General features: G+C 74.6%; 9 protein-coding genes. 2 read left to right on the forward strand and 7 right to left on the reverse strand.

The genetic code is table 11. From position 1 onward, the window contains the following. Positions 1–17 precede the first annotated feature (17 nt). Positions 18–242, forward strand: a complete 225-nt coding sequence (locus ACFP1K_RS18155; RefSeq protein WP_380754467.1) for an MbtH family protein — start codon at positions 18–20, stop codon at positions 240–242. A 77-nt stretch (positions 243–319) separates the two neighbouring features. Here ACFP1K_RS18155 and ACFP1K_RS18160 read toward each other — a convergent pair whose 3' ends face one another. The 7 genes from ACFP1K_RS18160 to ACFP1K_RS18190 form a co-directional block, all read right to left on the reverse strand. Then, the gene (locus ACFP1K_RS18160) at positions 320–1,402 is read right to left on the reverse strand and encodes an iron-siderophore ABC transporter substrate-binding protein (RefSeq protein WP_380754470.1); all 1,083 of its coding nucleotides are present in this window, start codon (positions 1,400–1,402) and stop codon (positions 320–322) included. Positions 1,403–1,537: 135 nt separating this feature from the next. Continuing rightward, a complete protein-coding gene (locus ACFP1K_RS18165) occupies positions 1,538–3,259 on the reverse strand; it encodes an ABC transporter ATP-binding protein (RefSeq protein WP_380754565.1) in 1,722 nt (573 codons plus the stop codon). A 173-nt stretch (positions 3,260–3,432) separates the two neighbouring features. Beyond that, positions 3,433–5,142 (reverse strand): ABC transporter ATP-binding protein, encoded by a 1,710-nt coding sequence (locus tag ACFP1K_RS18170; RefSeq protein ID WP_380754473.1) that lies wholly within the window; start codon positions 5,140–5,142, stop codon positions 3,433–3,435. Between the two features lie 206 nt (positions 5,143–5,348). Next, a complete protein-coding gene (locus ACFP1K_RS18175) occupies positions 5,349–7,895 on the reverse strand; it encodes a sensor histidine kinase (RefSeq protein WP_380754478.1) in 2,547 nt (848 codons plus the stop codon). 231 nt (positions 7,896–8,126) lie between these two features. Further along, on the reverse strand, positions 8,127–8,333 hold the full coding sequence (locus tag ACFP1K_RS18180; RefSeq protein ID WP_380754484.1) for a hypothetical protein: 207 nt from the start codon (positions 8,331–8,333) through the stop codon (positions 8,127–8,129). A gap of 214 nt (positions 8,334–8,547) precedes the next feature. After that, positions 8,548–10,080 (reverse strand): SagB/ThcOx family dehydrogenase, encoded by a 1,533-nt coding sequence (locus ACFP1K_RS18185; protein WP_380754488.1) that lies wholly within the window; start codon positions 10,078–10,080, stop codon positions 8,548–8,550. A gap of 47 nt (positions 10,081–10,127) precedes the next feature. Next, the gene (locus ACFP1K_RS18190; RefSeq protein WP_380754491.1) at positions 10,128–12,452 is read right to left on the reverse strand and encodes a TOMM precursor leader peptide-binding protein; all 2,325 of its coding nucleotides are present in this window, start codon (positions 12,450–12,452) and stop codon (positions 10,128–10,130) included. Between the two features lie 421 nt (positions 12,453–12,873). Between ACFP1K_RS18190 and ACFP1K_RS18195 the strand changes: the two genes are divergently transcribed. Further along, complete coding sequence (locus ACFP1K_RS18195) at positions 12,874–14,520, forward strand: AMP-binding protein (RefSeq protein WP_380754494.1); 1,647 nt, start codon at positions 12,874–12,876, stop codon at positions 14,518–14,520. The last annotated feature ends 6 nt before the right edge of the window (positions 14,521–14,526 follow it).

A 14,526-nucleotide genomic window follows, 5' to 3' on the forward strand; every position in this document is an offset into this window, starting at 1 on the left:
GAAGAAAGGACACGCATATGAGCAACCCGTTCGAGGACGCCGACGGCTCCTACCTGGTCCTGGTCAACACCGAGGGCCAGCACAGCCTGTGGCCGGAGTTCGCCGAGGTCCCCGCCGGCTGGACGACCGCGCACGGCCCGTCCTCGCGCCAGGCCTGCCTCGACCACGTCGAGGCCAACTGGACCGACATGCGCCCGAAGAGCCTCGTCGCCCGCACCGCCGCCGGGACGGACAACACCTAGCCGTCCCCGCCGACGCCGAAGGGCCGGGCCGCGATCGTCATCGCGGCCCGGCCCTTCCGTTCGTGCGGGACCGGGGGTCAGCCGGTGGGCTGGGGGATCTCGGTGGCCGGGTCGCCGTCGACGGCGGCGGCGAGCTGCGGGACCAGGCGGTCGAGGGTGTAGGGGAGGCTCAGCGGGGAGACGAACGAGAGGGCGTTGCCGTAGTCGCCGGTCTCCTTGACGTAGACGTCACGGCCCTCGGTGACCACCTTCAGGTCGCCGTACAGCTTCTCCTGGCGGAGCTTCGCGGCGTCGGCCACCGGGTCGGCGACGATCCACACCAGGGCGCCGACGTCCAGCAGGTCGGTGCGCTCCTTGCTGATGTTGGCGCCGAACTCGTCGCCGACCGCCTTCTGCAGGTCCGGGGGCAGGGTGAAGCCGATCGAGGTGAGGATGCGGGAGCGGTTGTCCTGCGGGCCGTACACGAAGATGCCCTCGTACGGCGTGGCGACCAGCCCGGTGGCCCCGGCGAACTCGGGGTTCTGCTCCTTGACGGCGGCGAACTTGGCCAGAACCGACTCGACGACCGTCTTGGCCTCGGCCTCCTTGCCGAGCACCTTGCCGATCGTCTCGGTCTGCTTCTCCCACGGGACGCCCCAGTCGGTGAACTCCTTGGGCTGCGCCACCACCGGGGCGATCTTGGACAGGGTGTCGTACTGGTCCTTGGTGAGGCCCGAGTACACCGCGAGGATCAGGTCGGGCGCCAGCGCGGCGATCTTCTCGGGCTGAGGGCCGGTGCCGGTGTCCTTCAGCACGGTGGGCGGCGCCGCGCCGCCCAGCTTGCCGGACGCCCACGGGCCGACGGCGCCCGGGTAGCCGCCGATCCACTCGGTGGTGCCCACCGGGACCTTGCCGAGGGCCAGCACCGCGTCCTGGTCGGTGAGCCCGACGGTGACGATCCGCTGGGGCTCGGCCTCGACGGTGGTGCTGCCGTACTTGTGCTCGATGGTCACGGGGAAGGCCCCGGCGCTCGACGACGCGGGCGCGGCACCGGACGCGCTCGGGGCGGGCGTGCCCGAGCCGGAGCCACAGGCGGCGATCGTGCCGGTCAGCAGAACGGAGACGAGGGCCACGGCGAGCCGTGCGCCTCTGCGGTTGCGGAACATCAACAGGTCCTTCATCGGATCGGATGGAACGTCGCGGTGCCCGCGAAGGGATTCGGCGGGCCTCACGTGTCGTGGCCTCGGCCACGCTGCCCGGCCGCGCTCGGCGGCCGGATGGGGGGCGGGGGTGGGTCGACGGTCGGGGGACTGGGGTCAGGGGGTGCCGGACGGCGGTGGGGTGCGGGTGTCGGACCAGGCGGACCACAGGGCGGCGTAGGGGCCGCCGGAGGCGCGGAGGGTGTCGTGGTCGCCGGTCTCCACGACGCGGCCGTCGTCCAGGACGACGACGCGGTCGGCGGTGGCGGCCTGGGTGAGGCGGTGGGCCACCACCAGGGCGGTGCGGCCCTCGACGGCGCGTTCGGCCGCGCGTTCCAGGGCGCGGGCCCCGCTGCTGCCCGCCTCGGCCGTCGCCTCGTCCAGCACGGCGACCGGGGGGTCGGCGAGGATCAGGCGGGCCAGCGCCACCTGCTGCACCTGCGCGGTGGTGAGCCGGTGGCCGCCCTCGCCGACGACGGTGTCCAGGCCGTCCGGCAGCGCCTCGGCCCAGGCCAGCGCGTCCACCCGCGCGAGGGCGTCGCGCAGCTCGTCCTCGGTGGCGCCGGTCCTGGCCAGCCGCAGGTCCTCGGCGAGCGGCCCGGCGAAGACGTGCACCTCCTGGGTCACCAGCCCGACCAGGCGCCCGCCGCGCCCCGGCGCGGTCACTCGCACCGAGCCGGACACCGGCCGGTGCACGCCCGCGATGAGCTTGGCCAGCGTCGTCTTCCCCGCGCCGCTGGCCCCGACCAGCGCGACCCGCTCCCCGGCGCGCAGCACCAGGTCGACGTCGTGCAGCACCGGCCGGCCCTCCTCGTACGCGTGCCCGGCGCCGCGCACCACGACCACCGGCTCCGGCGCGTGGCCGTTCGCCGCGGGCCCGGGAGACGGCGGTTCCGCCTCGGCGGCCGGGGGGAGGGTGGCCACGCCGACGAGGCGGGCGAGGCCCGCGCCGGCGGACTGGGCGTCGTCCAGCAGGACCAGGGCGGTGTTGACGGGGGCGAAGAGGCTGTGGAAGTAGAGGGCCGCCGCGGTGGCGGTGCCGATGGACGCCGAGCCGGAGCGGACCAGCAGGAAACCGGTGATCAGCACCGCGGCCAGCCCGGCGTACTCGGCGATGTGCAGGCGGCTGTAGAACCGCAGCACCAGGCCGACGCCGCGCATGGTGAGGTCGACCGCGGCGAGCGAGCGCCGGGTCACCCGCTCGGTGTGCCCGGCCTCCAGCCGGAACGCCCGCACGGTACGCGCGCCGCCGATGGTGTCCAGGAGCTGCTGCTGCTGCGCCCCGGCGGCGATCCGCTGCCGCGCGTACAGCGGGACGGCGTTGCGCACGTACCACCGCGCCGTGTGCGCCTGCACGGGCACCGCGATGAGGGCGGCGAGCAGGAACCGCCAGTCCAGCACGGCGAGCGCGCCGAGGGTCAGCACGATGGCCAGCGACGAGCGCGCCAGCTCGGGCAGCGCGGTCCGCACCGCCTCGGCGACCCGGGTGACGTCGGCGGTGACCCGCGCGGTGAGGTCGCCCGACCCGGCCTTCTCCACCCGCTCCAGCGGCAGGTCCAGGGCCCGCTCGACGAACCGTTCCCGCAGCCGGGCCAGCACGGTCTCCCCGAGCCGGGCGACCACGGCCAGCCCGGCCGTCGTGGCGCCGCCCTGGACGAGGGCCACCAGGACGAGCAGGACGACCGGCACGGTGAGCGCGTCCGCCCCGCGCCGCCCGGCCACCAGGTCCACGATGTGCCCGAGCAGCGGCTGGGTGAGCAGCCCCACCGCCGTCGCGCCCACCATCACGCCGAACCCGGCCACCGCGCGCCACCGGTACGGCCGCACCATTTCCCGCATCGCGGCGAGGGTCTGCCGCCCGGTCGCGACCGGCAGCAGCACCCGCCCGTCCCCGGCGGCGTCGCCGCCCGGCGGGACCGGCCCGTCCACGGGCTCCCGGCCGGCCGTGCCGGGGGATAGGGCGGCGGGTGACGGTTCGGGCATGGCGTGTCCGGAGGTGTGGGGGTCGAGGGTCATGACAGCACCGCCGCGCGGTACCCGGGGTGGCGCCGGATCAGGTCGGCGTGCGGGCCGGTGCCGGCGACGCGCCCGCCGTCCAGCAGCGCCACCCGGTCGGTGGCGGCGAGCAGCGCGGGGCTGGTGGTGACCACGATCGTGGTGCGTCCCCGGCGGAACTCCCGCAGCCCGGCGGCGATCCGCGCCTCGGTGACCGCGTCGACGGCGGTGGTCGGGTCGTGCACCACCAGCACGGGCCGCCCCGCCGCCAGCGCCCGCGCCAGCGCGACCCGCTGCCGCTGGCCCCCGGACAGCGACCGGCCGCCCTCGCTGACCGGCGTCGCGAGCCCTCGCGGTGCCGTACGCGCCACCTCGTCCATCCCGGCGGCCGCCATGGCGGCGTACACGTCCGCGGCGGGACCGTCGTCGCCCGGGGGTTCCGGTGGGGGAGTGACGTTGGCCAGGAGGGTGTCCTCGAAGAGGTCGGCGTCGTGCGGGGCCACCAGGACGGCGGTGCGCAGCGCGGCGGGGGCGAGGCCGGGGAAGGGGACGCCGTCGAGCTCGACGGTGCCCGCGGCGGGGTCGGCCTCGCGGCTCAGGCACTGGAGCAGGGCGGTGGCGTCGGCGGGGTCGGTGGCGGCGACGCCGAGGAACTCGCCGGGGGCCACCCGCAGGTCCAGATCGCGCAGCCCGCCGTGGGTGACGCCGCGCAGCAGGAGCTCGCCGCGCACCGGCCGCGCCGGCCGCCCGGAGGCGGGGGCGACGGCGGGCGGGGTGGCGAGGACGCCGGCGACCCGGGCGGCGGAGGCGCGGCCCTGGGCCAGCTCGGTGGTGACCCACGAGAGCACTTCGAGCGGTCCGAGCAGGAACATGGCCAGGCCGACGGCCGAGACCAGCTGGCCCAGGCTGATGTCGCCCTGCGCGGCGAGCCTGCCGCCGACCAGGGCGACCACGGCGATGAACGTCCCGGTGAGCGCGAGCACCGTGCCGCTGCTCAGCGCCTCGGCCCGCGCGGCCCGCACGGTGGCGGCCAGCGAGTCCCTGCTGGTCCTGCGGTAGCGGGCGACCGCCGCGGCCTCGGCGCCGATGCCCTTGAGCACCCGCAGCCCGGCCACCAGGTCGGCGGCCACCCCCGAGGCGTGCGCGGCCCGCTCCTGCTCGGCCTCGCTGCGGCGCTCCAGCGGCTTGCTCAGCAGGTGGCCGAGCCACAGCAGCACGGGGGTGCCGATCAGCACCATGAGCCCGAGCGGCAGCGAGATGCGCAGCAGCACGACGGCGCCCACCAGCAGGCCCGCCAGCGCGGACAGCCCGGACAGCACGGCCATGTTCACCGCGCCGACCCGCCGGGCGTCCTCGGTGGCGATGGCGGCCAGGGCGCCGGGCAGCCGTCCGTCCTCGGTGCCGCCGCCGGGGTGCAGCACCCGCTCGACCAGCTGCACCCGCAGGTCGTGGCCCGCCCGTTCCGCCGCCCGCTCCCCGGCCCGCGCGCCGAAGCGGAATCCGAACGACAGCCCGACGTACACGACGGCGAGGACGGCGAGCAGCGTCAGCAGCGCCCCCAGGTTCCCCTCGGCCACGCCCCGGTCGATGGTGACGCCGATCAGCACCGGCACCAGCGCCTCTCCGGCCTGGTGGGCGGCGCCGAGCAGCGAGCCTACGGCGACGTCCCGCCGCTGCCCGGAGATGGCACGCCGCAGGACGTCCCCGCCTGACGGGACTGTGGGCACCGGGCACGCTCCTCGGGACGGTCGATACTTAGGTAAGGCTTACTAAGCTTAGGTAAGGCTAGACTAAGTTGACCTCGGCGGGCCACCCCCCTCCCTCCGAGCCCGGGACCCTCGGCGCGCTCGTGGCGCCCCTTTTCCCCGTCTCGCACCTGCTGCCCGGCCTGCCGGGCCGACGACGGAATCTACTTTGTAAAGGGCGCCGGCCGTCAGCGTTCCGGCGACGGGTCGAGCGGCGGCTCGGCCGTGAACGCCCGGGGCCGCGAGGGGTCGGGCGGGGACAGCGGTGCCGTGGCGGTGAGGTGGAACCAGCCGTCGCGGGTGGTGTGCGTGGTGAGGTGGCCGTCGGCGCTGGCCAGGCGGGCGATCAGGTTGCTCAGCCCGTTGCCGTGGGGGGCGGGCGGCACGGCTTCGCGGCCGGTGGCGAGGGGGTCGCCGTGCGCGGTGGACAGGCCGTCGTTGGCGATGTGCAGGTGGACGGCGGGGTGCCGCTTGGTGGTGCGCAGGGTGGCGCGGATGGTGGCGTGCCGGGCTTTGCTGTGGCGGAGGATGTTGGTGATGGCTTCGCGGACGACGGTGGCGAGGATGGTTTCGAGGGTGGGGGGGAGGGGTGGGGTGTCGATGGTGGCGTGGACGTCGATGTCGGCGGCGGTGAGGACGGAGACGGCGGAGTCGGTTTCGCCGGTGAGGGACATGGTGCGGTAGCCGCTGGCGACGGTGCGGACGTCGGCGAGTGCTTGGCGGGCGACGGTGAGGATGTCGGTGATCTCTTCCTGTGCCCGGTGCGGGTTGCCCGGGAGCAGGCGGTGGGTGAGCTCGCTTTTGAGGGTGATGGCCGAGAGGCTGTATCCGAGCAGGTCGTGCAGGTCGCGGGCCACCCGGAGGCGTTCGCGGGTCACCGCCATCCGTGCCAGCTTGTCCCGCGCCGACGACAACTCCGCGACCAGCGCGGACAACGAGCTCATGCCGTACACCACGATCCCGGTGAGCAGGCCGGAGACCGGGAGGTAGACCAGGTAGGCCGGTGACACGCCGTCCGCCAGCGCCAGCGGCAGCACGCCGAGCACGATCACCGCGTACAGCACCCAGCGCAGCAGCTCGCCGCGCACCGCCAGCAGCACCGACCCGGCGAGGAAGCCCACCATCGACCCCCACGGCCGGCCGATCCACAGCAGCGGCAGGTAGCTGACGGCCGCCTGGGCGGACAGCGTGAGCAGGCACACCCAGCGGGGCCAGCCGCGCGGGCGGCCGAAGGAGTGCGCGACCTGCAGCGCGAGGCCCGCCACCAGGCAGGCCGTGGACGCCACCAGGGCCGGCGGGTGGGCGCCGGTGTCGACCACGTTGACGAACATGATGAACGAGTAGCCCACCAGGACCGCCGCGGTGAGGGGGACCGACAGCCGCAGCGTCCACCGTGAGGACCGGCCGTCCTCGGCGTCGCCCGCGGGGTGCGGCCGCAGGAGCCGCCACGGGAACGGCCGGGGCGCCGTGTCCTGGTCCTGGCCCTGCTCCTGGGCCGGCGGGTCGCCGGCCGGCGCGGTGACGGTGAGGTGGAACCAGCCGTCGCGGGTGGTGTGCGTGGTGAGGTGGCCGCCGGCGGTGGCCAGGCGGGCGGCGAGGTTGTTCAGGCCGTTGCCGTGCGCGACGGCGGGCGCCGGGGCCGCCTGGGCGGAGAGAGGCCGGGAGCCGGCGTCCCCCGCGTCCTCGGTGCCGGGGTCGACCTCGGTGCCGTCGTTGGCGATGGCGAGGTGGACGACGCCGTCCCGCAGGGTGGCGCGGACGGTGGCGCGCTGGGCTTTGCTGTGGCGGAGGATGTTGGTGATGGCTTCGCGGACGACGGTGGCGAGGATGGTTTCGAGGGTGGGGGGGAGGGGTGGGGTGTCGATGGTGGCGTGGACGTCGATGTCGGCGGCGGTGAGGACGGAGACGGCGGAGTCGGTTTCGCCGGTGAGGGACATGGTGCGGTAGCCGCTGGCGACGGTGCGGACGTCGGCGAGTGCTTGGCGGGCGACGGTGAGGATGTCGGTGATCTCTTCCTGTGCCCGGTGCGGGTTGCCCGGGAGCAGGCGGTGGGTGAGCTCGCTTTTGAGGGTGATCGCCGAGAGGCTGTATCCGAGCAGGTCGTGCAGGTCGCGGGCCACCCGGAGGCGTTCGCGGGTCACCGCCATCCGTGCCAGCTTGTCCCGCGCCGACGACAACTCCGCGATGAGCGCCGACAACGAGCTGATGCCGTACACCACGATGCCGGTGAGCAGGGTGAAGCCGAACACGTAGGCGACGACGACCGGGGTGAGTCCCGACGACGCCATCGCCGGCAGCACGCCGGCCGCCGCCACGGTGTAGAGGATCCACCCCACCCGTCCGGGCACGGCCAGCAGCAGGGATCCGGCCATGAAGCCGGCCATCGCGCCCCAGGACCGTCCCACCCAGAGGAACGGAAGGTAGGTGGCGAGCGCCTGGGCCGACAGGGTGAGCGCCCGGTACCGCGCGGGCCATCGGCGGGGGTGGCCGAGGGAGTGCAGTGTCTGCAGCGGGAACACCACCGCCAGGCAGAGCACGAAGCCGATCAGCGCGGCCTGTCCGAGGCCGGCGGTCAGGACGTTGATGACCGTCACGACCGCGAATCCGGCGAGCATCGTCACGGTGACCGGCACGGCCACGCGCGGGGCCCATCCCTCGGGGGCGTCCTCCGGCGGCCGGGGGAGGTCCCGGGTCGGCGAGGACGGCGGCCGCTCGTCCGGGGTGCGGTCGCTCATGGTCGGGTTCCCCCAGTCGGGAGCGCTCCCATTTCCCCTGCCTTCAATAGGGGCCATGACGGGGTGCCGTGCCAGCGTATTGGAGGGGGCGCGGGATTGAGTACCCGTGCGGGAGGCGCCGGACGGCGAGGCGGCGGGGGCGGCGGCTCCCGCCGCCGGTTGCGGCGGCGGGGGTGCCGCGAAGTGCGATCAGAAGGGGTGGACGTGTCCGCGCGCGGTGCGCAGGCTGGTTCAGCCGCAGAAGGTGGGCACCGCGTACGCGGTGGACGAGCCGTCGAGGCGCTCGATGACGAGGTCGGTGGTCCGCCGGGCCCGTGGGAGCGGGGTTCCGCCGGGTGTGGAGGGAGTGGGGCGGTGACCGGCGGAGGCGGGGAGGTGCCTCGTGTGACCGGGGGAAAGCGTGGCGCGGCCGTGATTCTCGTGCACGGTGATCTGCATCGCTACTCCTTTTTTACTGCGCATCGTCCCGTGCCTGTAATTCTGGACGCAGCACTGCCGCGCGAATAGTACCCTGGTTCATCAGGCCATTGTGAATTTCTCACGTAACCGTTTCGTGATAACAGGGCAGCATATTTTCTCCCAGCCGTAACCCATTGTTTACTGAAACGGTTCAGTGGGTACCAGGGGGCTCCGGTGGGGGTGCGGGGCGGGTTCAGCCGGCGTGGTGGCGCCGCAGGACGTCCATCGCGAGGTCGGGCCAGCCGGGGTCGTTCACCGGCCGCCGGCGGCGCCCAGGGGGGCCCGAGGCGCTTCCCGACCGCCTGCCGAGCGCCAGCCCGCCGACGCAGGACTCGGTCCGCCAGTCGGTGCCGAGCACCCGCGCAGTGGTCTCGATGTCCGCCGTCCCCATCGGGCAGGTGGCGAGGCCCAGCGTCGCGCCCACCAGGTACAGCGTCTGCAGCAGGGCGCCGGTGTTCTTCAGGATGAGCGCGTAGCCCGGCCCGCTGTACTTCCACGTCATCCGGCGGAACCGCGCGGTGACGAAGACCAGGACGGGCGGCGGGGTCGTCAGGTCCGCCGACATCCGGCCCCGCTCCAGCAGCTCCTGCACCTCGGCGTGCCCGGCCGGCACGCGGTCCAGGCGGTGGCCGAGCGGGTCGTAGTGGTAGACGCCGCTCCGCAGGCCCAGGCACTCGCCGACCGCGAGGTACAGCTCCAGCTCGTAGGCGGCGGCGAAGCTCGGGTAGGGGCGGTCGCTGGTGACCTCGCCGGGGTCGCCGGGCGAGGCGAGCAGGGAGCGCACCCTGGCCGCCCGGTAGAGCACCTCGCCGATCTCCTCGGCGGTCACCGGCCCGCCGCCGAACCGGCGGGTGGGGCGCCGTCCCTCGACGGCGGCGGTCAGCGGCGGGTCGGCCGCCATCACCTGCTCCCACCGCGGCCGGTACAGCGGCACGCTCTCCGCCTCCGTGGCCGGCTTGGTGACCGGCTCGACCGTCCACCGCTCGCCCATGGGGTAGGTGGCGCCGAAGTCGTGGTCGTGCCGCCCGAGCGTGGAACGGGTGTGGAACATCAGGTCCTGCGCGGGCCAGGTGGCGAGCGCGGGGTCGGCGTCCTCGTCGAACACCGGGCGGGTCGGGCCGCCCGGCCGGGCCTGCACCACCATGCCGGCGCCCATCAGGTAGGCGAGCACGGACAGGGCGGGCCCGGCGCGGCACGGCATCGCGGCGACCGCGGAGGCGGGGGTCACGGCGCGGTTCAGCGTGCCGAGCAGCCAGACCGCCTCGGCCCGGTGCAGCACCACCCGGTGCAGCGACAGCGGCGACTCCAGGTGGTAGGCGCCGTCCTCGGCGCGCAGCACGGCGAACCTGGACAGCCGGATCGGCCGGGACGGCACGGGGGCCACCGGCCGGAACGCCGCCTGCGGGGTGAGCGGGACGACCGAGATGAGGGGCCGTTCCTGGTCCAGCCCGAGCGAGCGGATCACCAGGTGCCGCAGCCTGGCCAGCAGCCGGTCCAGCGCGGCGCGCTCGGCGGTGTCGCTGACGGCGTTCTCCAGCGACACCGGCCCGAGGCTCATCCGCCGCAGCGCCTCCACCACCCCGTGCCCGGGTCGCCGGACCACCTCGTCGCCCCAGCGGCTGTGCAGGATCACGACCCCGGCGGCGGGGTCGCTCTCGACGTGCACGTCCTCGCGCAGCGACCACAGCGGGAACCCGTCGGGCGACGTGTCCTCGGTGTCGGTCACGCTGGGTCTCCTGGTTCGTGTCGGGACGGGGGAGGAGGGAGGGGGCGTCAGAGGAACAGGGGGATCGGGTTGAGGTCCTCGTAGGCGGTCGGCGCGGGCAGGCGGCCGAGGCGCACCGGGACGTCGTACAGCCGTCCGGGGGCGAAGCGGGCCCAGAAGTGCCGCAGGCCGGGCACCACGACCTTGACCACCGGCATCCCGATGTCGGGCCGGGTCTGGTCGAGCACCAGCACCTCCAGGCCCCTGTCGCGGGCCAGGCCGGTGATGTGGGCGATGTCCTCGCCCAGGCAGGCGCGCGGCGTGAAGGGCAGGTCGGCGGCGGTGCGCGGCGCGGTCTGCGGGTCGGGCAGCAGGTACGGGTGGCGGCGGACGGTCGCGCGGGTCCACCACGCCAGCAGGCCGGGGTCGGTGGTGCCGTACCCGGTGCCGTCCGGGCGGGCGCCGAGCGTCACGGGCAGCAGCTGGCCGAGCTCGGCCAGGGCGCGGCGCAGCGCGATCCGCGGGTCGAAGTGCGCGCCGAAGCCGAGCATGATGTCCTCGGCCGGGCCGCCGGCGCGGCGGGACACCGCGGCCATCACCGGGACGCCGAGGTCGGAGGTGATGTCCAGCACCCAGACCTCCCGGCCGAGCGCGGCGTAGCGTTCGTCCACCCCGGTGATCCACGGGTCGCCGAACGACCGCAGGTCGGCCGCGGGGTGACGGGTGCGGTTGTACCACCACAGCGCGACGGCGTCCCGTTCGGCCAGCTCCAGGAAGCCCTGCACGATGGCGTCCTCCAGGCTGGACCCGGCGGCGTTGCCGTTGGAGTCGGCGCGCACCGAGGGGGTGCCGGGCGAGCCGGCGCGGCGGTAGTACAGCAGGTCGGTGGGCAGCAGCCGCGGGCGTTCCCCGGTCAGCGACCACACCGGCGTCCAGTCGATCCTCGCGTCGGGGTCGAACGGCTCGGGCACGTGCTGGAAGGCGGTGTTGACCGCGTTCCACGCGGCCCGGTCGCGGTACTGGCGCGGGTGGAACAGCTGGCAGGCGTCGGGGTGGACGGCGTCCGCGCCGAGCGCGCGCAGGCTGTCGCGCACCACCGGCTCGTCGCCCGCGCGCACCCCGCTGTACCGCTCCACCGCCTCGCACAGGGCGCTCACCCGGGCGTCGAGGTCGGTGACGCCCTTGCCGCCGCTCTGCGTGCGCAGGCCCGCGCGCACCTGCGACAGGTCCTCGCCGCCGAGCGCCAGGTTGGGGCCGGCCAGGTAGCCGTTGAGGAACGCCGGGCCGCGCGGGTCGCGCCGGATCGCCGCCGTGACGCCGGTGACCGGGTCGGCGAGCCTTCCGTAGCGCTTCCACACCTCCTCGGGTGTCAGCGCGCGTTCCCCGGTGCCGCCGGCGGCGGCCTTGGGGCGGGCGGCGGGCACCACGGGCGCGTCCACCCTGCGGGCCACCAGGCCCGGGTCGCCGCACGCGGGGCACTGCGGGCGCCGGTCCAGCGGGTGGCGGCGGCTGGCCAGGGTGAGGGTGTCCAGCGTCCACACCGTGTCCTGGCCCTCGTGCCGGTGGCCGGCCAGCCACTTGGCGGCCTCCAGCGCCACCGACAGCGCGCCGAGGGCGCGGGTCAGCGGGAGCGAGGTCTCCGGCGGGCCGGCGCCGGCCTCGCGGCGCAGGCAGACCTCGGCGCGGTGGTGGCCGAGCAGCCGCACCGCCAGGCACGACCAGCACGGCCCGGCGCCGGGCCGGAAGAAGGGGCCGATCCAGACGTCGGCGCCGCCCGTCGTGGCGGGCAGCCACGCCCGGCGGTCGGCGAGCATGGCGGTGTTGACCTGCTCCAGCGCGGGGTCGAGGTAGTCGCAGCAGAGCACGAGCGTCAGGTCGGCGTCGCGGTCGTCCTCGCCGGTGACCGCGGCGCGCAGCCCGGCCGAGCGGCAGGCCGCGATGACCGGCTCGGGGTCCACGCCGAGGGGCACCACGCCCAGCAGGGCCTTAGGCAGCGCGCCGGTGATGTGGTCGCCGTCCAGCCCGGCCAGGTCCCAGTACGCCTCGGCGCCGGCGTCGGCGTCGGGGGCGGCCGAGCGGTAGCCGATCAGGCCCGCCTCGCCCATGCGCCCCAGCACCTCCTCGATCTGCCACGGGGGCAGTTCGGAGGACGCCTCCCGGTACACCTCGTCCACGCTGTGGCTGCCGTCCAGCAGCGGGGCCAGGATCTGCGCCGGCCGTCCGGACAGCGCGGTGGTGCCCCGGGCCGACAGCAGGTAGACCGCCTCACCGGAGATCTCCGGCCGCAGGTGGCGCTTGAAGCCGATGCGCGGCGAGCGCGCCGGTCCCGGGCCGCCGTGCCGCTCCGCCGCGTGGATCCGGCGTTCGGCGGCGACGTTCGCCCGTTGATCCATTTCCCCCACGGGTGCCTCGCTTTCGGGCTCGACCGGCACGTCTTGCGGAGCCGCGGCCGTACGTTCCCTCGTCCCGGGCGCGGCGGTCCGCCGGGTGCCGTCGTGGGCCGACATGAACGACACCGTGCACCGCATTGTGCGCCGTCACCAGGCCCGCGAAACAGTTTTCCGGTCATAAAGCAGATATGAATCTCTCATACCGCCCAGGTGAGCAGCTCACTGGGCGTGAGCAGCGGCTCCAGGCAGACTGGGATACCGATTGATTCCCCACAGGAGGCCGAAAATGCATCGGATCCGCACTCGTATCGTGCGCACCGGAAAAGCGCCGGAAAAGCGTGGTGAACTGCATTTGGACCTGCGAAGTCCATCCGGCCGGACATTGCCCTATTAGTCAAAGCCGCCCGCATGGAAGGAACGGATCATGGCTCCGGTACTGGAACTGGCCGGTGAGCGCTTCCGGGCCGAGGGGGTGTGGCGCGACCGGACCCTCGCCGACGACCTGCGCGACGCGGTGTCGCGCTTCCCCGATCGCGCCGCCGTGGTGTGCCGCTACGGCGACGGCCGCCCGCCCGAGCGCCTGACCTACGCCGAACTGGCCGCGGTGGTCGAACGCCTCGCCGCGGGGCTGGTGGGCCTCGGGGTGCGGCGCGGCGACGTGGTCACCCTGCAACTGCCCAACTCCTGGCAGCTGGTCGCGCTGATCCTCGCCTGCGCCAGGGCCGGCGCGGTGGCGGGACCGGTGGCGACGATCATGCGCCGCCGCGAGGTGGAGTACATGACCGGCCTGACCGGCAGCCCCCTGTACATCGGCCCGGCGCGGCTGAAGGGCTTCTCCTTCGCCGGGATGAGCGCCGAGGTCGCCGCGGCCGTCCCCACGCTGCGCCGCCGGGTGCTGCTCGGCGCCGCCGAGGCGGGCGACCCCTCCGCGCTGGACTTCGACCTCGACCTGCTCGGCCGCCCGTGGGAGCGCGAGCTGACCCCCGGCGCGCTGGACGCCCTGGAGGCCGGCCCCGACGACATCGCCCAGATCATGTTCACCTCGGGCACGACCGGCGAGCCCAAGGGCGTCGTGCACACCCACAACACGCTGCGCGCCACCAACCAGTCGCAGATCGACGTGCTCGGCCTCACCGAGGACGAGGTCACCGCGATGGGCTCGCCCACCACGCTGCAGGCGGGCTACACCTGGAACTTCATCATGCCGCTCCTGCTCGGCGCCACCGCCGTCCAGATGGACGCCTGGGACCCGGTGCGGATGCTGGACATCATCGAACAGGAGCGGGTGACGTTCTTCATGGGCGCGCCGCCGTTCCTGATGGACCTCATCCGCGCGCAGCGCGACACCCCGCGGGACCTGTCGTCGCTGAGGATCTTCGCGACCGGCAGCGCCCCCATCCCGCCGGTGCTGGTGGAGCAGTCCCGCGACGTGCTCGGCTGCCGCCTGTACGCGCTGTGGGGCATGACGGAGAACGGCTGCGTCACCGTCACCCGCCCGCAGGACCCGCCGATGCGGGCCGCCGAGAGCGACGGCACGCCGGTGCCCGGCATGGAGGTCCGGATCGTCGACGGCGAGACCGGCGAGCCGGTCGCCCCCGGCGGCACCGGGAACCTTCAGGTGCGCGGCGCCAACCAGTGCCTCGGCTACTACCGCCGCCCCGAGCTGTATGCCGAGTCGCTGACCCCCGACGGCTGGTTCGACACCGGCGACCTGGCCAGGGACGACGGCTACGGCGGCATCCGCATCGCCGGCCGCGTCAAGGACGTGATCTCGCGCGGCGGGGTCAAGGTCCCGGTCGTGGAGGTGGAGGCCGCGCTGCTGCGCCACCCGGGCATCCAGGACGTGGCCGTGGTCGGCTACGCCGACGACCGGATGGGGGAGCGGGCCTGCGCCGTCATCGTCCCGGACGGCGCGGCCCCGGCCATGGACGACCTGCGGGCCCACCTGGACGGGCTGGACATGGCCAAGCAGTACTGGCCCGAACGGATCTTGATCGTCGACGGCCTGCCGAGGACGCCCTCCGGCAAGGTGCAGAAGTTCCTGCTGCGCGAGCGGCTCGAGGCGGAATGAGGACCC

The organism is Sphaerisporangium aureirubrum, assembly GCF_042658925.1.
GTDB classification, from domain to species: domain Bacteria; phylum Actinomycetota; class Actinomycetes; order Streptosporangiales; family Streptosporangiaceae; genus Sphaerisporangium; species Sphaerisporangium aureirubrum.

What these genes read in the sequence shown, in the direction of transcription:
- ACFP1K_RS18180 (WP_380754484.1), bottom strand. Translation starts at nt 8,333, where the DNA reads ATGCAGATCACCGTGCACGAGAATCACGGCCGCGCCACGCTTTCCCCC.
- ACFP1K_RS18165 (WP_380754565.1), bottom strand. Translation starts at nt 3,259, where the DNA reads ATGCGGGAAATGGTGCGGCCGTACCGGTGGCGCGCGGTGGCCGGGTTC.
- ACFP1K_RS18175 (WP_380754478.1), bottom strand. Translation starts at nt 7,895, where the DNA reads ATGAGCGACCGCACCCCGGACGAGCGGCCGCCGTCCTCGCCGACCCGG.
- ACFP1K_RS18195 (WP_380754494.1), top strand. Translation starts at nt 12,874, where the DNA reads ATGGCTCCGGTACTGGAACTGGCCGGTGAGCGCTTCCGGGCCGAGGGG.
- ACFP1K_RS18155 (WP_380754467.1), top strand. Translation starts at nt 18, where the DNA reads ATGAGCAACCCGTTCGAGGACGCCGACGGCTCCTACCTGGTCCTGGTC.
- ACFP1K_RS18160 (WP_380754470.1), bottom strand. Translation starts at nt 1,402, where the DNA reads ATGAAGGACCTGTTGATGTTCCGCAACCGCAGAGGCGCACGGCTCGCC.
- ACFP1K_RS18190 (WP_380754491.1), bottom strand. Translation starts at nt 12,452, where the DNA reads ATGGATCAACGGGCGAACGTCGCCGCCGAACGCCGGATCCACGCGGCG.